Annotated in this window: 20 protein-coding genes, 1 pseudogene and 1 riboswitch; of the genes and pseudogenes, 2 read left to right on the top strand and 19 right to left on the bottom strand. The window is 29.9% G+C overall.

The window, feature by feature from the left end; translation table 11 throughout:
• The 8 genes and pseudogenes from guaB to VLM92_RS00895 form a co-directional block, all read right to left on the bottom strand.
• Positions 1 to 1,220 (bottom strand): IMP dehydrogenase (gene guaB / locus VLM92_RS00930; protein WP_325274476.1); only part of this gene is annotated, 1,220 nt, incomplete at its 3' end.
• 218 nt (positions 1,221 to 1,438) lie between these two features.
• A riboswitch (purine riboswitch) is annotated at positions 1,439 to 1,540 on the bottom strand.
• Positions 1,541 to 1,588: 48 nt separating this feature from the next.
• Positions 1,589 to 2,721: pseudogene (larC, locus tag VLM92_RS17300) on the bottom strand (nickel pincer cofactor biosynthesis protein LarC).
• Between the two features lie 131 nt (positions 2,722 to 2,852).
• Positions 2,853 to 3,596, bottom strand: a complete 744-nt coding sequence (gene larB, locus VLM92_RS00920; protein WP_325274475.1) for a nickel pincer cofactor biosynthesis protein LarB — start codon at positions 3,594 to 3,596, stop codon at positions 2,853 to 2,855.
• Between the two features lie 131 nt (positions 3,597 to 3,727).
• Positions 3,728 to 4,849, bottom strand: coding sequence for a cation:proton antiporter (locus tag VLM92_RS00915; protein ID WP_414708136.1), 1,122 nt, complete (start codon positions 4,847 to 4,849; stop codon positions 3,728 to 3,730).
• Between the two features lie 232 nt (positions 4,850 to 5,081).
• The gene (gene groL, locus VLM92_RS00910; protein ID WP_325274473.1) at positions 5,082 to 6,707 is read right to left on the bottom strand and encodes a chaperonin GroEL; all 1,626 of its coding nucleotides are present in this window, start codon (positions 6,705 to 6,707) and stop codon (positions 5,082 to 5,084) included.
• 18 nt (positions 6,708 to 6,725) lie between these two features.
• Positions 6,726 to 7,010 (bottom strand): co-chaperone GroES, encoded by a 285-nt coding sequence (locus VLM92_RS00905; RefSeq protein ID WP_325274472.1) that lies wholly within the window; start codon positions 7,008 to 7,010, stop codon positions 6,726 to 6,728.
• A 216-nt stretch (positions 7,011 to 7,226) separates the two neighbouring features.
• The gene (gene cls / locus VLM92_RS00900; protein WP_325274471.1) at positions 7,227 to 8,717 is read right to left on the bottom strand and encodes a cardiolipin synthase; all 1,491 of its coding nucleotides are present in this window, start codon (positions 8,715 to 8,717) and stop codon (positions 7,227 to 7,229) included.
• An 18-nt stretch (positions 8,718 to 8,735) separates the two neighbouring features.
• Positions 8,736 to 9,611 carry a DNA-3-methyladenine glycosylase family protein gene (locus tag VLM92_RS00895; RefSeq protein ID WP_325274470.1) on the bottom strand — a complete coding sequence of 292 codons (876 nt, stop codon included), beginning with the start codon at positions 9,609 to 9,611 and terminating at the stop codon, positions 8,736 to 8,738.
• A 179-nt stretch (positions 9,612 to 9,790) separates the two neighbouring features.
• Between VLM92_RS00895 and VLM92_RS00890 the strand changes: the two genes are divergently transcribed.
• Both VLM92_RS00890 and VLM92_RS00885 read left to right on the top strand, forming a co-directional pair.
• Complete coding sequence (locus VLM92_RS00890) at positions 9,791 to 10,447, top strand: deoxynucleoside kinase (RefSeq protein ID WP_325274469.1); 657 nt, start codon at positions 9,791 to 9,793, stop codon at positions 10,445 to 10,447.
• The gene (locus tag VLM92_RS00885) at positions 10,447 to 11,100 is read left to right on the top strand and encodes a deoxynucleoside kinase (protein WP_325274468.1); all 654 of its coding nucleotides are present in this window, start codon (positions 10,447 to 10,449) and stop codon (positions 11,098 to 11,100) included. Before VLM92_RS00890 ends, VLM92_RS00885 begins: the two co-directional genes overlap by 1 nt.
• Before the next feature lie 180 nt (positions 11,101 to 11,280).
• On the opposite strand, the gene nagE is transcribed toward VLM92_RS00885, so the two are convergent.
• From nagE to VLM92_RS00830, 11 genes are all read right to left on the bottom strand, one after another.
• Complete coding sequence (gene nagE, locus VLM92_RS00880; RefSeq protein WP_325274467.1) at positions 11,281 to 12,708, bottom strand: N-acetylglucosamine-specific PTS transporter subunit IIBC; 1,428 nt, start codon at positions 12,706 to 12,708, stop codon at positions 11,281 to 11,283.
• Between the two features lie 61 nt (positions 12,709 to 12,769).
• Positions 12,770 to 13,519: a glucosamine-6-phosphate deaminase gene (gene nagB / locus VLM92_RS00875; RefSeq protein ID WP_325274466.1), complete on the bottom strand. Its 750-nt coding sequence runs from the start codon at positions 13,517 to 13,519 to the stop codon at positions 12,770 to 12,772.
• Between the two features lie 15 nt (positions 13,520 to 13,534).
• Complete coding sequence (nagA, locus tag VLM92_RS00870) at positions 13,535 to 14,671, bottom strand: N-acetylglucosamine-6-phosphate deacetylase (protein WP_325274465.1); 1,137 nt, start codon at positions 14,669 to 14,671, stop codon at positions 13,535 to 13,537.
• A 15-nt stretch (positions 14,672 to 14,686) separates the two neighbouring features.
• The gene (locus VLM92_RS00865; protein WP_325274464.1) at positions 14,687 to 15,421 is read right to left on the bottom strand and encodes a GntR family transcriptional regulator; all 735 of its coding nucleotides are present in this window, start codon (positions 15,419 to 15,421) and stop codon (positions 14,687 to 14,689) included.
• A 249-nt stretch (positions 15,422 to 15,670) separates the two neighbouring features.
• Positions 15,671 to 16,255, bottom strand: coding sequence for an orotate phosphoribosyltransferase (gene pyrE, locus VLM92_RS00860; protein ID WP_325274463.1), 585 nt, complete (start codon positions 16,253 to 16,255; stop codon positions 15,671 to 15,673).
• 76 nt (positions 16,256 to 16,331) lie between these two features.
• Positions 16,332 to 17,234 (bottom strand): dihydroorotate dehydrogenase, encoded by a 903-nt coding sequence (locus tag VLM92_RS00855; protein ID WP_325274462.1) that lies wholly within the window; start codon positions 17,232 to 17,234, stop codon positions 16,332 to 16,334.
• Entirely contained in the window at positions 17,227 to 17,919 is a 693-nt protein-coding gene (locus VLM92_RS00850) for a dihydroorotate dehydrogenase electron transfer subunit (protein WP_325274461.1), read from the bottom strand. Before VLM92_RS00850 ends, VLM92_RS00855 begins: the two co-directional genes overlap by 8 nt.
• 41 nt (positions 17,920 to 17,960) lie before the next feature.
• Entirely contained in the window at positions 17,961 to 18,926 is a 966-nt protein-coding gene (gene pyrB / locus VLM92_RS00845) for an aspartate carbamoyltransferase (RefSeq protein ID WP_325274460.1), read from the bottom strand.
• 166 nt (positions 18,927 to 19,092) lie between these two features.
• Positions 19,093 to 20,205, bottom strand: a complete 1,113-nt coding sequence (locus VLM92_RS00840) for an NlpC/P60 family protein (protein WP_325274459.1) — start codon at positions 20,203 to 20,205, stop codon at positions 19,093 to 19,095.
• Between the two features lie 542 nt (positions 20,206 to 20,747).
• The gene (locus tag VLM92_RS00835; RefSeq protein WP_325274458.1) at positions 20,748 to 22,049 is read right to left on the bottom strand and encodes a Glu/Leu/Phe/Val dehydrogenase; all 1,302 of its coding nucleotides are present in this window, start codon (positions 22,047 to 22,049) and stop codon (positions 20,748 to 20,750) included.
• 137 nt (positions 22,050 to 22,186) lie between these two features.
• Complete coding sequence (locus tag VLM92_RS00830; RefSeq protein ID WP_325274457.1) at positions 22,187 to 23,008, bottom strand: ATP-binding protein; 822 nt, start codon at positions 23,006 to 23,008, stop codon at positions 22,187 to 22,189.
• Positions 23,009 to 23,066: the final 58 nt, after the last annotated feature.

The raw sequence follows: 23,066 nt of genomic DNA, 5'->3' as shown, positions 1-23,066 counted from the left end.
TTAGCGTCATTTTGGAAATATCTATCTTTCGAACCTTTTTCCATAGCTCCTATAGATCCCATTCCTCTATAAGTTTTATATGATCTACCTCTGTAAAGAACTGTTTCCCCTGGACTTCCTTCCGTCCCTGCAAATAATGATCCCATCATACATACAGAAGCTCCAGCTGCTAATGCTTTTACAACATCTCCAGAGTATTTTATACCACCATCTGCTATTACTGGTACACCATATTTATGACCAACTTCAGCACAATCCATAACTGCTGTTACTTGAGGAACACCTATACCTGCAACTACTCTTGTAGTACATATCGATCCTGGACCTATACCTACTTTAACACAATCTGCACCAGCTTTTATTAAATCTTCTGTTGCTTCTGGTGTTGCGACATTTCCTGCTATAACTTGAAGCTGAGGATAAGCTTGTTTAACTTTTGTAACTGCGTCCATAACTCCTTTAGAATGACCATGTGCACTATCTAAAACTACTGCATCTACATTAGCCTTAACTAAAGCATGTACTCTATCCATAAGATCTGCACTTATTCCTACTGCTGCTCCACATAGTAATCTTCCACGAGCGTCTTTTGCTGAATTAGGATATTGTATCTTCTTTTCTATATCTTTTATAGTTATTAAACCTTTTAAATGACCTTCATCATCTACTATAGGTAATTTTTCTATTTTATGTTGCTTAAGTATTTGTTGAGCTTCTACTAAAGTTACTCCTTCTTTAGCAGTTACTAGGTTTTCCTTAGTCATAGCATCTTCAATACTTTTAGTCATATCCTCTTCAAATTTTATATCTCTATTAGTTATTATTCCTATTAATTTGTTATCTTCATCAACTATTGGTACTCCTGATATTTTATATCTCCCCATTATATCATCCGCATCTTGTATGTTGTGATTTTTAGATAAATAGAAAGGATCTACTATAACTCCACTTTCACTTCTCTTTACTTTATCAACCTCTAGAGCTTGTTCTTCTATAGACATATTTTTGTGTATTATTCCTATACCACCTTGTCTAGCCATAGATATAGCCATTTTAGATTCTGTAACAGTGTCCATTCCCGCACTCATTAGAGGAATATTTAATTTTATTGTTTTAGTTAAGTATGTTCCTGTATTAACATCCTTTGGTAATACCTCCGACTTTTGAGGAACTAATAAAACATCATCAAATGTTAAACCTTCTTTTAATATAGTTGCCATGGTAGTTCTCCCTTCTTTATTTATGTTTTTATACGAACATTCAGTTCGTATTTTATTTTTTTGTTCGACTTGAAATATTGTACAAAAAAACCTGTATAGTAACTTCCATTATTATTCTCATAAAAGTGAAATTACTATACAGGCTTCCAAAATATCTTTTTTATAGCCAACCCATATGGATATATAATCAGCCTACAAGTTTGCTTTATACGATATTCTGCTATAATAATTTCACTCATAGTCAAGATATTTACGGTATCTCGGTAGAAACTCTCAGACCTTATTTCCGAGTATATACGAGTGATATATTGTATTCAATTGATAAATTATTTATTTAAGTTAAATCCTAATTTATCAAAAAATATTCGTTATGTCAATAAGTTTATGTCAAATTCTTCATTTATTCTACCATTTATTTTGTATAGTAATTGATTCAATGAGATTTTATATTGTTTTGCAATTGTTTTACAGTCTTCATACTCTGGTGTAACTTTTATTAACTTACCCTTATAATATCCCAACTTAACAGTAATTAAACCATAAGGAGTATTAATTTTAGTAAATTTTCTAGTTAATCTTTCTCTACTATATTCATGATACCTTACACCAAAAGTACTCGTCTCTATAAGTATTAATTCTACAAATTTTTGCAAATCCCTTTTTTCGCATAAAATTGACAATTTATTTGCTGGTCTGTTCTTTTTCATGTATATACTTTCTATATATACATCTAGTGCTCCATCTTCTAATATTTTATCATATAGGTATGAGTATACCTCTGAAGACATATCGTCAATGTTCGCATTTATTTCATATATTATTTCTTCTTTTTTTTTACTCCTATGATACTTCTTAACATATTTGGGGTTTCAAATTTTTTATGTCCAATTCCATATCCTATTTGACTGACCTCAAATTCTAACTCATCTACGAACTCATCACATAGAGTTTTTACTATTGCTGCACCTGTAGGAGTTGTACATTCACCCTTAACTGTATTTAACTTAATAGGTACTCCCTTAAGTATTTCTATAGTTGCAGGTGCAGGAACAGGCATTATACCATGGTCACATTTTACAAACCCTGAACCAACCGGAACAGAGTTTGCATATATTTTATCTACGCAAAGCAAATCTATTAATATAGAGGCTCCTATTATATCAACAATAGAATCTATTGCTCCCACTTCATGAAAATGTATTTTATCTATAGTAGTTCCATGCACCTTAGCTTCTGCTTCTCCTATAATCATAAATATTTTCTTAGACATTTCTTTTACATTATGATTTAATTCACTATTATCAATAATATCAAATATATCTATTAAATGCCTATGTGCATGAGTTTCTTTAGTTACTATATCTACATTAGTACCTACTATTCCACTTTCATTTTTTGAAGTTATTTTTATTTCAAATTCTTTATCTATATTTAATTTTTTTATTTCTTCTAAAAATAATTCTTTAGGAACTCCTAAGTCAAGTAAGCTCGCAATTGTCATGTCTCCAGAAATTCCATTAATCATATCAAAATAAAGTATTTTTTGTTCCATTATTTTCTCCTTTGATTTTGTCTTTTCCAAGCATAGTATTCCCATTTAAAATTATATTTGATTAATTAAACATTATTAATCTATTTTAATTTATTTATCATAGCTGCTAAGTATCCAGCCCCAAATCCATTATCTATATTAACCACTGAAATACCCGATGCACAGCTGTTTAACATCGTAAGAAGTGCCGATAATCCACCAAAATTAGCACCATATCCTACAGATGTAGGTACCGCTATCACTGGTACATCTACAAGACCTCCCACTACACTTGGTAATGCACCTTCCATACCAGCTACCGCTATCACTACTCTAGCATTCTCTAATATATGTCTACGATTTAATAATCTATGTATTCCTGCTACACCCACATCATAAATTCGTTCTACTTCATTTCCTAAAAATTTAGCAGTGTAGTATGCTTCATCGGCAACCGGAATATCTGATGTACCTCCTGTTACTACAACTATTTTCCCCTTACCTATATTCACTATATCATGATTTTGTATTTTTAGTATTTTTGATAATTCTTCATATTGTGCATATTTATATATTTTCTTAACTTTATCAAATGTTTCTTTTCTACACCTAGTCCCTAATATATTAGAGCCTTTTTCATTCATTTTTTCAATAATACCCAGTATATATTCATCCGTCTTCCCCTCACAATAAATCACTTCTGGATATCCGTTTCTTATTTCTCTATGGTGGTCTATATTGGCATATCCCAAATCTTCATATGGTAAATTTTTTAATTTACTTAATGCCATATCTATATCTATTTTGTTATCCTTTAAATCATTTAGTAACTCTCTCAAATCCATAATCAAACCTCTTATTCTAATATAATTATAAATATATCTATTTTCCTATAATTAACAATTATACATTATTTTAATTAACTTTAATCATAAAAGTTTCCTTTAACTACCACGTGAAATTTTCATGGTCAAATTTAATCACATGCTTCCTTTGCTTTAAATATAGCCATTTTGGTACATAAAGGACCTATTAACTCATATATTACTGTCGCTGCTAAAATAATAGTTCTTATCTTTTGACCATATAAAGGCAATTCAGCCTGCACTACCATAGCTAAACCTATTGCAACTCCAGCTTGAGGTATTAAAGTTAATCCTAAATACTTTTGAACTACAATATCTGATTTTGCAATTTTAGCACCTATATATACTCCTAATACTTTTCCCATAACTCTACATACTACATATCCTATCCCAATCATTCCAACTGTTTTTAGTACTGCTATATCTAACTCTAACCCTGATATCGTGAAAAATGATAAATATATAGGAGGAGTTATCCTGTCTACAAGTGAAAATAATTTATTGCTATTAGGTGCAATATTAGTTATTGTTGCCCCTAATAATATACACGTTAATAAAGGGGACAACCCAAAATAAGTAGATGTTCCTACCGCAAAAAATACCATTCCTATTATTATAGTTAATACTTGGTCATCGTCTTTTTTATTCCTAGTTACAATCGATAATAAAAAACCTAATATTATACCTACTAAAAATGAGATACTAATTTCAATTATTGGATTTAAAAGAGATATGAATGAAAAACTATCACTTCCATCTATAAATATCTGAGCTATAGAAATAGATATTCCAAATGCTATTACAGCAATAGCATCATCTATAGCTACTACAGGTATTAATGTATTAGTTAAAGGTCCTTTAGCCTTATATTGATTGATTACCATTATTGTTGCTGCTGGTGCTGTAGCTGCTGCTATTGCTCCTAGTGATATACTAAATGCTATCGACTGCTTCATAACAAATATCATAAATAAATCTACTATTAATACAGCAGTCAGCGATTCAAACAATGTTATTATTACTATTCCTTTTCCTATTTTTTTTAATTTAGAATAATTTAATGAACTCCCTATGTTATAAGCTATAAATCCTAATGCAACTTCAGAAATTATTGTTAAAGCTTCTATAGATTCCCTTGGAACTAAATTTAGAAAATGAGGACTTATTAATAATCCTGCAATTAGATACCCAGTTATTTTGGGTAACTTTAAATATGAAACTAAACTACCCATTATTATCCCCGAAAATAAAATTATACCTATATAATACAACACATGCATTTATAACACCTAGCCTTTTATACTATTTTTGTACTCATATATTTTTTAATTTAAAACATACCTCCAAATATTATAATTAATTTGATACCATTGTTAAATCAATATGAATATATTATTATATATAGAACAAAAGAGCTTAGTAAATAATTATTTACTAAGCTCTTTTATAAATATTTTATATTTATTACATCATTCCTGGCATTCCACCACCCATTGGTGGCATTGCTTGTTCTTTTTCTGGTAAATCCGCAACAGCGGCTTCTGTAGTTAAGAATACTCCAGCTATAGAAGCTGCATTTTGTAATGCACTTCTAGTAACCTTAGTTGGATCAACTATACCAGTTTCTATCATATTCACATATTTTTCGTTTAGAGCATCAAATCCTATTTCTGGTTCTTCACTCATAACTCTTTGTATTATTACAGCTCCTTCAAGACCTGCATTTGTAGCTATTTGTCTTAATGGCTCTTCTAATGATTTTCTTATTATTTTAGCACCTATTTGTACTTCACCTTCAAGTTCTTCTACTAACTTATCTAAAGCTGGTATAACACTTACTAAAGCAGTACCACCACCCGCAACTATACCTTCTTCTACAGCTGCTCTTGTAGCGTTAAGTGCATCTTCTATTCTTAGTTTCTTTTCTTTCATTTCAACTTCTGTAGCAGCTCCAACCTTTATAACAGCTACCCCACCAGCAAGTTTAGCTAATCTTTCCATTAACTTTTCTTTATCAAATTCAGAAGTAGTTTGTTCTACTTGATGTTTAATTTGATTTACTCTATCTTCTATAGCTTTCTTATCTCCATAACCATCTACTATAGTAGTACTGTCTTTAGTTACTTTAACTGAAGCAGCTCTACCTAACATAGTTATATCAGCTTCTTTTAAATCATACCCTAATTCTTCAGATATCACTTGACCACCAGTAAGCGTAGCTATATCTTCAAGCATTGCCTTTCTTCTATCTCCAAATCCTGGCGCTTTAACAGCCACTACTTCAAATGTTCCTCTTAGCTTATTAACTACTAATGTAGATAATGCTTCACCTTCTACATCTTCAGCTACTATTAATAACTTTTTACCTTGTTGAACTATTTGCTCAAGCACTGGTAATATTTCTTGTATGTTCGATATCTTCTTATCTGTTATTAATATATATGGATCATTTAAAACAGCTTCCATCTTATCTACATCTGTTACCATGTATGCAGATACGAACCCTCTATCGAATTGCATACCTTCAACAGCATCTAATTCAGTATGCATAGTCTTAGACTCTTCAACTGTTATAACTCCATCTTTACCTACTATTTCCATAGCTTCTGCTATTAATTTTCCTACTTCTTCATCTCCAGCAGATATAGAAGCAACTTGAGATATAGATTCTTTAGTTTCTATAGTTCTTGATTGATTTTTCAATTCTTCAACAGCTACTTCAACAGATTTTTGTATACCTTTTCTAATTAAAACTGGATTAGCTCCAGCTGTTACGTTCTTTAATCCTTCTCTTATTATAGCTTGAGCAAGAACTGTAGCAGTTGTTGTCCCATCTCCTGCAACGTCATTAGTTTTAGTAGCAACTTCCTTAACTAACTGAGCTCCCATATTTTCAAATCTATCTTCTAGTTCTATTTCCTTAGCTATTGTAACACCATCATTAGTTATAAGAGGCGCACCAAATTTTTTATCTAATATAACATTTCTTCCTTTAGGTCCTAATGTAACTTTTACTGTATCTGCTAACTTATTTACACCAGTTTCTAAAGCTTTTCTTGTATCTTCGGCAAATTTAATTTCTTTAGCCATTTTAACCCCTCCTAAATATTATTCAACTACAGCTAATATATCGCTTTGTTTTAATATTGTGTATTCTTGACCTTCTATTTTAACTTCTGTGCCTGCATATTTTTGGAATATAACTTTGTCTCTAACTTTTAATTCCATAACTATTTCTTTTCCATCAACGACCCCGCCTGGTCCAACTTCAACAACTTCAGCCATTTGAGGTTGTTCTTTAGCTGCCCCTGGTAAAACTATCCCACTTGCAGTTTTCTCTTCAGCTTCTAACTTTTTAATCACTACTCTATCAGCTAATGGTCTTATTTTCATGATTTTTACCTCCTAAATGAATTGTTTATATTAAAGGAATTTATAAAATTCCACTATTGACATTTAATAAATTCAATAAATAAAATTTAAAATTCAATTTATTTATATGTAAAATAAATATATACTATAATAATTTTATCACTCTATAACTAAGAGTGCTAACAATTATTATAGTATACTAAATACCCATAATTTTCAATACTTTTTGTTAAATATTTATAATATAGGTGAAAATAATCTAGCTATTGATTCTTTAATTTTTTTTATGATATTTCTACTTTTAAAATCAGTATCTTTTATCTCTTCACTGTATTTTAAATCTTCAAAAAAATCATCTGTCATTATCTTTACAACGTCTTTATCATATATAAATGCATTTATTTCAAAATTGAGCATAAAGCTTCTTAGATCCATATTTGCAGAACCTGTAGAAGCTATTTTATCATCTATTATAACTATTTTAGAATGTATAAATCCTTTTGTATAAAGATACACCCTACCTCCAGATCTTAAAATATCATCAAAATACGAATAAGATGCACTGTTTACCATTTTGTGATCAGCTATTTTAGGGAAAATTATTCTTACATCTACCCCACTTAATGCTGCACTTTTTAAAGCTCTAAGGATACTTTCATCAGGTATAAAGTATGGAGTTTCTATATATATATTCTTTTTCGCTTGGCAGATGGCTGAAAAATATGCATAGTGTATAGCCTCCCAGTCACTATCTGGGCCACTCGCCACCACTTGAACCATACTATCTCCACAGTAATCCATCTTAGGAAAATATTCTTTTACTATAATAATTTCTCTTGTTGTATAATACCAATCTATTAAAAATATCATCTGTAACATATATACTGAGGTTCCTTCTATCCTAATATGAGTATCTCTCCAGTATCCAAATTTTTCATTTTTACCTAGGTATTCATCTCCTATATTTATTCCACCAGTGTATCCAATTTTCCCGTCTATAACTACTATTTTTCTATGATTTCGATAGTTTAGTTTTCCACCTATAACAGGGAACTTAGCTGGTAAAAATGGCATTATGTCTATCCCATGCTGTTTCATTTCATTGAAAAATTTTCTATGAAACCAAAATCTCCAACATCCAACATCATCATATAGGATTCTTATTTTTACACCATCTTTTGATTTTTCTATTAACAAATCCTTTATTTTTCTACCTATATTACTATCTTTTATTATAAAATACTCTAAATGTATATGGTCTTTTGCTTTTTTTATATCTTTAATAAGGTTATCAAACTTTTGATTTCCGTCTATATATACGTCTATATTATTATTCGTTGTAAATGGAAACATCCCTGTATTTAATAAAAGACTTATTACTCTTTTCTTCGTATATTCGCATTCACTTTCATTTAATAATTTATTTTTCTTTATTGATTCTTTTTCTAATTCTACTAATTCTTCTATTTCTTTTAGATTTTCGAATAATTTTTCTTCCTTTATATTACTTGCTAATTTTTGCGTCTTAAACAGCTTTCTTTTCCTTATGTTCCTTCCAAAAACTGCATAAATTACTAATCCTATTCCTGGAAGCAATATAAATATTAATAACCATGTAACAGTTCTAGCGGGGTCTCTATTCTCAAGTATAATAGACATGGAAATTATCGCTGCAGCCAAATATGATACTATTAAATAGCTTAAAAACAAAAATCCTCCAATACTCATGGCTAATCCCTCTTTTATCTATCTTCCTATACCAAGTTCTCTAGCATAATAGAATAAATATTGTTGCGCAAACCCTGATAACTCTGCAAATTTGTCTATTGCATATTTTCTTATTTTCGGTAAGCTCATATTATCTTCTACATAGAATTCTTGCATAACTCTCTTAACCCAAACATCTACAGGGAACGTATCATACTTTTGTATCCCAAATAAAGCTATACAGTCAGCTACTTTAGGTCCTACCCCATTGAACTTAGTTAATTCTTTTATACACTCTTCTGTACTCAAACTTGTATATTCAGATATATTTTCATTATTTTTCATTACATTTTCTATTGTACTTTTTATATATTTATCTCTAAAACCAGTTTGACATGCTCTTATTTCTTGTTGAGAAACGTTATTTAATTCTTGCGGCGTTGGAAATGCATAGTACTCTTTACCTTCATAATTTCCTATATACTTTCCATAATTTCTTGATAAATTTTCAATAGCCTTTTGTATCATAGGAATTCTATTATTTGATGAAATTATAAATGAAATAAGCATCTCCCAACCATCTTGTTTAAGAATTCTTATACCCCAACCAAAATCTGTTGCTTTATCAAGATATTCATCCATATTTTTTAGAGAATTTTTTATCTCTGTGTAATTTGTTCCTAAATCAAAATAATTATACCAAAGATTGTTAAAATCCTTTAAATTAGTGTTATTTAAATAAATTTTATCATCAACTTTAGCTACATTTATTACCTTTCCTTTTGCAACACCTGTGTACGATCCATCTTCTTGTTTGTGCCACCTAAAACATTGCCCACATTCAAATATATGCTTCGGATCAAAATCTGCTACTCCCTCTAATATAACAGAATTATTTTTTTCATAAACGTTCATTATATTGTCTCCTCTTTGGGTATTTATATTAATTATCAATACTTTTAATTTACCCAAATTTTACATAAATTAAATGATTTTTTTTATATATGCAAATTTATTTTAAAAAGTCTAGGGTAGAATTTAAAAAACTTTTTTGATAAAATACATAAGACATTATTTTTAGAAGGTGATTTTAGATGAATAACAGAGGCGTGTTTATTGCCATAGAAGGGGCTATTGGTGTAGGAAAGACTACATTAGCAACTATACTTAATCAACATTTTGGTTATACTCTTTTAAGAGAAATAGTTGAAGAAAATCCTTTCTTATCAAAATTTTATACAGATATTAAAGAATATGCTTTACAAACAGAAGCATTTTTTCTATTTAATAGGGTAAAACAATTAGAAGATATCGAAAAAAACGCATTAAGTAAGTCGCAGGGTGTAGTTAGTGACTACCACATTATAAAAAACCTTATATTCGCAGGAATAACTCTTGATAAAATGCAATTCCATAGATATAAGCAAATGTATAATATATTCGTTAATGATTTACCTCAACCAGATATAATAATATATTTACATTCTAAAACAGACGTTTTAATGAAAAGAATCGCTATGAGAGATAGAAGCTTCGAAAGACAAATGGATAGAAATTATATACACGAATTAAGCACAGAATATAAGTATTATTTCAATCCACTATCTATAAAACACAACTTCATGGGTAAAGAACCTATAATTATAGAAGTTGATAATTCAAATCTGGATTTCTTAAATAACGAAAAAGATAGACAATTTATAATAAATAATGTAGAAGATGCAATAAAGGCCTTAGGAGGACAGACATAATGTTTAATTTAGTAAATCAATGTAATAAACCTTTAAATAGAGATTTATTCATAACAGTAGCAGGAAATGTCGGTGCGGGAAAATCTACTTTAACAAAATTAGTTGGAGAAAGACTTGGATTTGAAACTCACTACGAAAAAGTTGACGGAAATCCATATTTAGAAGATTTTTATAAAGATCAAGAAAAATGGGGATTCCATTTACAATTATATTTCTTAGCTCAAAGATTTAAACAACAAAAAGAAATAGATAGCAATGGATTAAATAACATACAAGATAGAAGTATATATGAAGACGTTGAAATATTCGCTAGAAACTTATTTGATAATGGGAAAATGAGCAAAAGAGATTATATAACTTATAGAGATTTATTCAACGATATGGTACCCCATCTAAGAAGGCCGGACTTAATGATATACTTAGATGGTTCTATAGATACTATAGTTCATAGAATAGGTCTTAGAGGACGTGAGATGGAAAGAGCTGTTGATATAGGTTATTGGACCAATCTTCACAATAGATACGAGAGATGGATACACGAATATGATCAATCACCTGTTTTATATGTAAATATAAATGAGATTGATTTAATAAATAACCCAGAACATCTTGATATGTTATGTAATGAAATAAAAAAAATTTTAGGAATGTAGAAATACATTCCCTTTTTTAATGTAAAAAAGTCTTCAATTGAAGATTTATCAGGAATACCTTTTTGAAGTACATATACTAAAATTATATCTATCCACAATTTTAAAATGAATATAATTTCCTATGTGCTATAAAAAAGTGGTATATGATTTATAAATCACATACCATCTATTGTAATCTTATTATGATTTTTGTTTCATTAAACTTTTCATTCCGTCTGCAACAAACTCAACCTTTGTTCCAACTATAACTTGAACGCTCGTATTACTTAATTTAACCACGCCTCTAGCTCCTATAGATTTTAATTCTTTTTCCTTTATCTTTGAAGCATCTTTTACTTCTAATCTTAAACGAGTTGCACAGTTATCTACTTTAGAGATATTATCTTCTCCACCTAAGAATTCTACATATGCTTTTGCAACTGCTTCATCAGAATCTTTTATAGCTGTATTTTCTATAACTTCTTCGTCTTCTCTACCTGGAGTAGGTAAATTTAACTTAACTATTAATGTATAGAATACGAAGAAATATGCTGCACCTATTCCTAAACCTATTAATAATATTAATACTGGCTTAGTTGCTAATTTGAAGTTTATTAAATAATCTATTGCACCTGCTGAAAATGTAAATCCATGAAGTACACCTAAGCTATCTGTTATAAACATTGATACACCTGTAAGTAATGCATGAGCTACTAATAATACTGGTGATAAGAATATGAATAAGAATTCTAACGGTTCTGTAACACCTGTTAAGAATGATGTAAGTGCAAGTGATAAAAGCATACCTGCAACTTCTTTTTTCTTTTCCTTTTTAGCTGCAAAGTATATTGCAAGAGCTAATGCTGGTAAACCAAACATCATTACTGGGAAGAACCCTGCCATGAAGTGTCCTGCTGTAGGGTCTCCTACGAAGAATCTATTTAAATCTCCCGATTTTCCACTAAAGTCACCTAATTGGAACCAGAAGAATGAATTTAACACGTGGTGTAGACCCATTGGTATTAATAAACGGTTAAAGAATCCGAACAATGCTACACCTATTGCACCCATTCCTGCTATTCCTGCTGATACACTTCCTAACCCAGCTTGAATAGTTGGCCAAGCCATGCCAAGTGGTATTGCTATTATTGCAGATATTAAACCTGCCATTATAGGAACTGCTCTTCTTCCTCCGAAGAATGCTAGAAATTCAGGCAATTTAACACCTCTAAATCTATTATAAGATAATCCACCTATTATCCCTGCTAGTATACCACCTAAGAATGATATATTTAAAGTTGAGGCTATTTCTGGATTAAAATTCATAGTCCAATACTGACTTGTAACTTTTGTTAATGTTAAATAAGATATAGCCCCTGCTAAAGCTGAAGCCCCATTTTGGTCATCTGATAATCCTACTGCCACACCTAATGCAAATAATAATGGTAAGTTATCAAATAATGCCCCCCCTGCTGCACCAAAGAACGGTAATATCGAACCAATAAATGGTATAAATTTTAGTGCTTCTATTACATCTGCTTGACCTAATCTTAGCATTATACCTGCTATTGGTAATGCTGCTATAGGTAACATAAGTGATTTACCTATTCTTTGTAAAAACTTTATCATGTCTTTTCTCCTCCTAGTTTTTAGTATTAATTATATAGTAAGGTATTCCTATATATCTAAGTTAAGCTGTTTTGTAATCTTCTTTTTTAAGAAGTTTTGCTGCTGCTTTATCTAATATAATAATTGTGTCATTGTGGAATTGGAGAATTGAAGCTGGTACTTCTGGTATTACTTTCCCATAAACTGTATTATATATTGCTTCTGCTTTATTTTCGCCACATGCTAATAGCATTATTTTTTTACTTTTAAAAATAGCTCCTACACCCATAGTTATTGCCTTTTTAGGTACATCATCTATATCATCAAAAAATCTTGAATTTGCTTGTATTGTTGATTCATCTAGTTCTACTAAATGGGTTCCTTTTTCAAAGTTCACAGTTGGTTCATTGAATCTTATATGAGCATTGTTCCCTATACCAAGTACTTGAATATCTATTCCTCCAGATTCTTTTATAGCCTCGTCGTATCTAGCACATTCTGCTTCTATATCTTCTGCCATACCATTGGGTATATTTACATTTTCTGAATTTATATTTATATGATTAAATAAATTTTCGTACATAAAGTGATAGTAACTTTCCTCGTTTGTTCTTGGTAAATTATAATACTCATCCAAGTTAAACGTTTTCACCTCTGAGAAATCTATATATCTCTCCTTATTCATTTGTATAAGGTTTTTGTACATCCCTACAGGGGTACTTCCTGTTGCAAGTCCTAAAACAGAATTTGGCTTTAGCGTTACTTGACTTAAAATCATTTGAGCTGCTTTTTTACTTACTTCTTCATAATTTTCACAAACTATTATCCTCATATTCTCACCTACAATTTAAATTATTTTGTTAAATACCTCTTTACCCTCTACTATTGTAAGATAGCAATTCATCTTTTTATCAAATAATGAAATATCTGCGTCTTTTCCTATATCCAAACTTCCTTTTTTATTTTCTATATTTATAGATTTGGCAGGATTTATTGATGCTAAAGCTATTGCCTCATGTATTTTTAAATTAGTACTTTCAAAAAAGTTATAAACTGCTTTATTTAAAGTAAGTACACTTCCTGCAAGTGTTCCATTTTTTAATCTTGCACTATTTTCTTTTACGTATACTACTTGTCCACCTAGTTCATATTCTCCATCTTCCATACATCCTGCTCTCATACTATCTGTAACTAAAATTATCTTTTCTTTGCCTTTATTGTTTAATACAAATTGGAATATATCCTTATTTGTATGTATTTTATCCGCTATCATCTCACAATAAACATCAGTCATTAAGGCTGCCCCCACAACTCCCGGATCTCTATGATTTAAAGGAGACATAGCATTAAATAAATGTGTTATATTTGATGCACCAAGTTCTATAGCTGCTTTTGCATTTTCATAGGTTGAATTAGTATGACATATTGATAATATTATATCTGTATTTTTTTTGATATCCTTTGTAAATTCAAAGCCTTTATCTACTTCTGGTGCATATGAAATTATTTTTATTATATCTGTATAATCTTTTATAAACTCAAAGCTTGGTTTTATTATAAACTCAGAATTTTGAGCTCCTTTATAATATTCATTTATAAAAGGACCTTCCATATGAACGCCTAGTACAGTAGCACCTTGACTGTGATTACTCATAGCCTTTTTTATTATTTCAAAGGCCTTATGCACGCATTCTTTGTCCATAGCCATTGTAGTAGGTAAATATGATGTTACACCATTTTCAATCATACTATTACTTATGATATTTATAGCTTCTAAGGATCCATCCATTGTGTCTGATCCTTTGCTACCATGAATGTGTATATCTATAAGTCCAGGAGAAACATACATTTCTTTTGCATCTATTACTTCACAGTTTTTAGGTGCTTTATCACATATATCTATTATTTTTTTATCAAAAACTAATACCTTATTTTCTAGAATACAATCTTTTTGTATTATTTTCCCATTTACAATTACTTTCATGTTTTATTTCACCACCTAGTCTGTTAACACAATTTGATATTGGTATTTATCGCTAGTAAATCTAGATATTGTGTACTCTAAAATTTCATCATCTTGTGTATATACTAATCTATAAAATTTTAAAGCTAATGAATTTACTTCTTGTTTTAAAGTATCTGCATCATATTTATTTAACATTATAGGTTCTATAGTTTGAACTGCTTTCTTTGTTTTATAATTGTATCTCTGTTTGAAAAGTGTATATAAAGAATTTTCTTCTACTAATTTTTCATTCAAGTCAAAGCACATTTTCTGTGGTATATAAACCGTTTCTAATGCAAAAGGTTTATCTTCAATAATTCTAAGTCTTTCAATCTTAAATATTAGTTCATTTTTGTCCTCTATATTTAATATTTCCCTTATATTTTCACTTTGAGTCTTAATTTCAAAATTCAAGATTTTATTTTTTACGTTAAATCCTTTTTCATTCATAACTTCTGTGAAACCTTTTAAATTTTGATATTGATACTTTTGCTTTTTGTATGCTACAAATGTACCTTTTCCTTGCTTTCTTTCTAATAATCCTTCATTTACAAGGTTTAGAATTGCTTTGTTTACTGTCATTCTGCTTATATTTTGAAGTTTACATAATTCTCTTTCTGGTATTAAGTAAGTTCCTTCTACTAATTCCTTGTTTATAATCATATCCTTAATTATTTGAGATAACTGAATATGAAGAGGCTCATCTATATTTTTATCTACTATTTTCATATATTCACCTTTTCTATTTTATACTTTATATTGGTATATACCATTTGGTATATACCAATATAATATACGAAATAGTTTTCCCTGTCAATACTATTTTATTCTGAAAATTCATGTTACTCATACCGTTTAAATTATTCATCCATGCAGCGCCTCAAATTTCTTGTAAATAAAAAAAATGACCTATAAATAGGTCATTTTTTTATTCAATATAACACCCTTACAATTTAAAAATTTCACGAATGTAGTAAACTACATTCCTAATTCTTTGAATTCTCTACTTCCTGGCTTAACTAATTCTAGGCTTCCTTCTTTACATAATGGACATTCATTAGCATCATGTACTTGTATATCTAGTTTTATAGCACTATATATAGGCATTCCTATATTATCATTAGTTCTATTTGCTATACAAGCAACACCTATAACCTCTCCACCTAAGGCTTCTAGTGCTTTTTTTGTTTCTATAGTTGATTTCCCAGTTGTAACAACATCTTCCGCTATTATTATTCTAGCTCCTGGCTTAACTTCAAAACCTCTTCTTAGCTCCATTACTCCATCTTTTCTTTCAGTGAATACAGTTTCTTTGTTTAATTGTCTTCCTAGTTCATAAGAAACTATAACTCCACCCATTGCAGGTCCAACTACTAAATCTATTTCTAAATCTTTTATTTGTTCAACTACTGTACTTAATACCGCTTCAGCATATTGTGGGAATCTTAATACCTTCGCACATTGTATATATCTGTTACTGTGCTTTCCTGAAGATAATAAGAAATGCCCTTCTAGTAATGCATCGCTCTTTTTTAATATATCTACTATATCTACGCTACTCATATTTACGCCCTCCAAATTTTATCATTTTGTTTGTTCTAATTCTGTATAAATGAAATTTTTTCATCTAAATTTTTATTTATAATATTCCCCTTATTTCATTTAAATTTTTTATTCCTTCTTTTATCATAAATTCTTCTATTTCATCTATTATTTCAAGACCTATTTTAGGATTTATAAAATTTGCTGTTCCAACCTGTATACATGTTGAACCTGCCATGATAAATTCTATAGCATCTTGAGCTGTTGTTATTCCGCCCATTCCCATAACGGGTATATTAACATTTTTACAAACTTCATGAACCATTCTAAGTGCTATTGGCTTTATTGCTGGTCCAGACAATCCTGCATATATATTTTCAAATACAGGCTTTCTTTTGTGTATGTCTATAGCCATTGCTTTAAATGTATTTACCAAAGATACTCCATCAGCACCTTCTTCTTCACATACTTTCGCCATGCCTATTATGTCTTCTGCATTTGGAGATAATTTTATTACAAGAGGTAAGTTTGTAACATTTCTTACTTCTCTTACCACTTCTCTCGCTACTTCATTTTTTATACCGAATGCCATTCCCCCTGCTTTAACATTTGGGCAGGATATATTTAATTCTATCATGTCTATTGGTTGATCATTTAATAACTGTACACCTTGTAGATAATCTTCTAAAGTTCCTCCACCTACATTAGCTATTCTTACTAAATCTAAGTCTTTAAAAAATTGTAGTTCATTATCTATAAATCCTTGAACGCCAGGATTTTCAAGACCAACACTATTCATCATGCCCGATGGAGTTTCACAAACTCTCATGCCTATGTTTCCATCTCTCTTATTTAACGTGAGTCCTTTACTACTTACTCCACCTAATTTTTGTATATCATAAATTTCATTATATTCTTTTCCAAATCCAAACGTACCTGATGCCATTACAAGCGGATTTTTAAAGTCTATATTTCCAAATTTTACACCTAAATCAGCCATTAAATATCACGTCCTCTCCCCAAAATACAGGACCATCTTTACAAGTCTTTTTGTTTCCAAATTGAGTTTTACATGTACATACTAAACATGCTCCCACTCCACAAGCCATATGATTCTCTAAAGATACCATTATTTTCGTATCAGTTCCTTCTACCATATTAACTAATTTTTCCATCATTGGAGTCGGTCCACAAGTTAGTATATAATCATATTTTTCAACATCTAAAATATCCGTTACAAATGTTTTTCCTGTTGCTATATGAACTTCATTACAAATCGCTTTATATTCACCTTCTAGTATAGCTTCATTTCTAAATCCAAGATAAGCGTCACAATTTTTTATATTTTTGGCTACTAAGTATAATGGAGCTATTCCGATTCCTCCACCTACTAAAGCTACCTTACCTTCTACCTTTTCATATCCGTTCCCATAAGGACCTTCTAATTTTATCGTATCATTTTGATTTAACTTACTTAGTATTTGAGTTCCTTCTCCTATAGCCTTATATAGAAATGTTATACTATTTTCATCTATATCATGTATACTTATAGGTCTTGAAAGAAGTGGAAACATATCCCATGCTCTTAACATATAGAACTGACCCATTTTCCCTTCAAATTTACCTTCTACTTTCATAAGATACATATCTTCGCCTACATATCTATTTTCACAAATCTTATACATATAAATCTCCCCTTTTGTCATATGCTATTTAGTATGAGTTCTTATATACACTCTAACATTTTTTCTTGAAAGCTATCTGCTACATCTTTCACTCCTAAAAGTTTCATTATTAATGCCATTCTTACAAACATTCCGTATTTAGCTTGTTTAAAGTATACAGCTCTATCATCAGTATCTACATCCATATCTATTTCATTCACTCTTGGTAATGGATGCATTACTAGCATATTTTTTGATGCTCTTTGCATTTTTGATTTGTTTAATATATAGTAGTCTTTTAATCTTTCATATTCTGCCTTGTCTTCAAATCTTTCTTGTTGTACTCTTGTCATATATAAAACATCTAGGCTCCCTATAACTTCATCTAAGTTATTAGTTTCATAATATGCATGACCTTGCTTTTGTATAGCGTCTTTTATATAATCAGGCATTTTTAATTCTTCTGGTGATATAAACACAAATTTAGTATTTTTATATCTAGCCATAGCTTTAACTAAAGAGTGTACTGTTCTTCCATTCTTCAAGTCTCCACATAGTCCTATTGTATGGTTTTCTAAACTTCCTTTAAGAGATTTTATAGTAAGTAGATCTGTTAGTGTTTGAGTTGGATGTTGATTCCCTCCATCTCCCGCGTTTATAAAAGGTACTTCTGAATACTCTGCTGCTTGTGCTGCTGAACCTGCTACTGGATGCCTCATTGCAATTACATCTGCATAACATGCTACAGTTCTTATAGTATCGCCTAATGATTCTCCTTTTGATACAGATGATGAGTTAGGCTCAGAAAAACCTACAATACTTCCACCTAATCTGCACATTGCAGCTTCAAAGCTTAACCTTGTTCTTGTTGATGGCTCATAGAATAATGTAGCCAATAGTTTACCTTCACATATACGGGAATATTTTGACGGAGCGTCAATTATATTTTGAGATAATGATAATATTTCATCGATTTCTTTTACTGAAAAGTCCTCTGGTTGGATTAAGTTTCTTCCTTGTAATAACATATATATCCTCCTTTTTCAGCCTCTCTGGACTGAATTTAAAAGTATTTTTTATTCTGATTGAATTCTAGCACCTTTTTTATCCATTGTCAACATATTCTAGTATCCAGTTTAAATTTTTTATAATATAAAAGCCGCTTATTTAATAAGCGGCCTTAATTTCATATAATTATAATACTCTCTTTGCTGTAACAAATGCAGATGCATAGTAAGAAGAATTTATACTTACAACGCTTACAGATTTTCCTGGTTTTGGAGAATGTATCATTTTTCCACCACCTATATATATACCAACGTGGCTTACTCTTCCTGTACCATTAGTAGAGAAGAATACTAAATCTCCTGGTTGTAAATTCGATTTACTTACTGTTTTACCATATCCTGCTTGAGCACTTGATGATCTTGGTATCGTAATTCCTGCTGCGTTTCTATAAACATAAGAAGTAAGACCTGAACAGTCAAAGCTGTTTGGACCTTCTGCTCCCCAAACATATGGGCAACCTAATTTAGAATACGCTAAATTTACTACTGCTTGTGCAACAGATGCATTACTTGCTGGTGGATTATATGATCCATTGTTATTTTGCGGTGGTTTTTGACTAGGTTTTTCAACTTGTCCACCATTATTATTTGAGTTAGACGTATTATTCGAAGTTCTATTATTATTTGAGTTAGACGTATTATTCGAAGTTCTATCATTATTTGAAGCTTGTCTGCTCTCTGTATTTTGAACTACTTCTTTTTCAACTTCTATCGCTGGCGCTTCATCTGAAACATATAATGAGCTTATGTATCCTTCATTTTCACCTTTTTTTACTTTTATCCAACTTCCATTATTTTCTAAAACCTTTACAGTACTTCCTATTTCTAATTCTTCTACTATTTCAGAATCTACACTTGCTTCTTTTCTAAAGTTTACTTTATTTGCAGTTGTATATCCATATGCTTCTTTTATATCTACAAATCTTAATGGTATCCAACCTTCACCATCTCCAACAACTACCTTGGCCCATTCTCCTTGAGTTCCTACTACTTTGAACTCATCTCCAGTATAAGCTACATGTTGAACAGATCCTTGTTCTCTTATTTTTACAGCTACTCCATCTTTAATAGCAGCTATTTTATAAGTAGCATCTTCATATTCACCTAAATCTAATATTGTGCTTTTATTTTCTTCTTTATTTTCAATATTTTTATTTTCAACTTCATCTGCATTTGCAACCGAATTCATTGATAACGCCATAACTGACGCAAACATTGGTACTAATATTTTTCTCTTCATGATATTATTCCCTCCAAAAATTCACCATAAGTTATCTTACGTGCTATTTTTATAGGTGAAGCTTATCTAGGATAAAATACTAATACACAAGATATGTTGTAAATTTTTTTGTAACTTTTTTGTAATCTATCGTAACATTTTATGTAGTATTCTTATATTAATCTATTATATTTATTAAATTTACATCTTGCATATAAATTGTATATTTAAAATTAACTAATTAATTATTTTATCCAATGTATCACCTAAATATACATTCTTTTATTTGATTATATATTAGAACCCTGTAAATGTAAAGGTTTTTATGGGTTTTAACCCATTTTCACGCATAAATAACTTATTTATGTGCTTTTTTAATGTTCAAATTCATATTGTAAATCAATTCATCAATAGCAATTTTTGCAAACGTTTTGTCCAAGTTATATTTCTTAATTTTACTTTATTGAAAATATTTTTATATAAAATTTGATTTTATGCAATATCTTCTTGTAAATAAAAATAAGAAGCAGTTATATAACCACTTCTTATCTTTATATTTATACCTATTCAGTTGCTAACATAGCTTTTTCCTCTACTATTTCTGTTTGAGGAGTATCGCTATACCATCCTCTCATCTTCATAGCATCTGCTATTCTCTTTATAGACATCATATATGCAGCAGTTCTCATATCCACTTCATATTCTTTTGCTAAACTCCATATATCTTCAAATGCATCTACCATTAATTTCTTTTGTTTTGTTTGAACTTCTTCAAATGACCAATTATATCTACTTAAGTTTTGTACCCATTCAAAATAAGATACAGTAACTCCACCACTATTAGCTAATATATCTGGAATTAAAGTTATCCCTTTTTTGAAGAATATTTCATCCGCTTCTGGAGTCGTCGGTCCATTAGCACCTTCACTTATTATTTTAGCTTTTACATCTTCTGCATTTTTAGAAGTTAATTGATTTTCTAATGCACATGGCATTAATATATCAACATCCATAGTTAATATATCTTCCTCAGTAAGCTCTGCTCCTGGGAACCCTTTTATTCCTCTATTTATTTTACTATACTCCATTAATGCTTTCATATCTATTCCATTTTTGTTTACTATAGTTCCCGTATGATCACCTACAGCAACAACTTTAGCACCTGCTTCTTCTATGTACATACCTGCATAACTTCCAACATTTCCAAAACCTTGTACTGCTACCGTTACATTATTTAAATCTATATCTAGCTTTTTAGCAGCTTCCATAGCCATTATAGCAACACCATATCCTGTAGCTTCTGTTCTAGCTAAAGAACCATAAAAATCTACTGGTTTACCTGTGAATACACCTGGTTGGAATTCTCCCGTAGCTTGAGCATACTCATCTACCATCCAAGACATTATTTGTCCATTTGTATTAACATCTGGAGCTGGTATATCTTCTTTTTCACCTATGATTGGTGCTATTGCTCTTGCAAATCCTCTAGATATTCTTTCTAATTCAGCTTCTGAATAATCTCTTGGATCTATAGCCATTCCACCTTTTCCACCACCATAAGGAATTCCTACTACTGAACACTTAAATGTCATCCATGTTGATAAAGCTTTTACCTCATCCATACATACAGCTGGATGGAATCTTAAACCACCTTTGAAAGGTCCACATGCATTGTTATGTTGAGATCTATATCCTGTAAAAGATTTAGTTGTTCCATCATCCATTTTAACTGGGAATGATACTTCCATAACTCTCATTGGATTTTTTAATATTTCATATACCGCTGAATCTGCTCCTAATTTATCACACGCATTTTTAACTTGTAATCTTGCGATTTCAAATACATTTAAAGTTTTTTCTGCCATTTTAAAGCCCCCCTAAAATATTATATCTAAAATATTATATTATTAATAATCTCAGTTCAAGAAACCCCTTTCCCGAACTTACAACTTGATTATAACACAATTTATTTTAGTTTAGTTACTTTGAAATCGTTTATTTTTTAACTTTTCGACATATAATCCCTTTTTAATCTATTAATATATATGTCAACTTTTTCTACATTAATTAGTGTTGTTTTTTCTACATTTTCCTTTATTTTTTTTTGTATTTCAAAACTTTCTTTTATTTGTGTAATGTCATTTATATTAATATTTAAAAATATTTTTATACTATTATTTAAATTAGTTACTTCTATCTTATTAATTTTATCTATTTTTTTAAATTTGCTAGTTTCATAGCTTATAATCTGCTCTATTACATTAGAGTTTATGAAAAATTTACCGATGTAGCTAAAGGTTGGTCTTATTATAGTTTTTTCTATTAGCTTGCATGTATTATTATTTCTTTTAAAAAATCTTTTTAATGAATTTATACTTAATCCACTTGCAATTGGTTTTATTTCAATAGTTGGAACAGGTATTATATGGTTCCCTCTTTTTCTAGATTCTTTGGCTATAGATATTTCTCTATTACTACTTATATCTTTTATATTTATTATTTTATAAAGTTCTTTTATTTCTAATTTTTCTATAATTTGATTTATCATTTTATTTGAAGTTCCAAGTATTAAAACTTTATCAATCTTTTCTTCTTGTATTTTTAATTTTACAGATTCTTTGTGATTTATATCATTAAATATAGCTCTTTTTACAGCTTCTATAACCGTTTTTGCCTGTTTTGCAGATATACCTGCTATTATTTTATTCTTATGTATGAGAAGTCCATCATCAATTATATACTCAATTTCATTTTCATATGCTAACTCTAATGCTTTATAACTTTTACCTGTACCACTAGGACCTACTAATGCATATATTTTCATTTATTTATCCTTAATACCTTCCTTATATTATTTTTAACTATTTCTTAAATTAATATTA

Origin of the sequence: Romboutsia sp., from assembly GCF_035470145.1 — a bacterium.
Lineage (GTDB): Bacteria > Bacillota > Clostridia > Peptostreptococcales > Peptostreptococcaceae > Romboutsia_D.
This window is presented reverse-complemented; position numbering and strand designations above follow the sequence as displayed.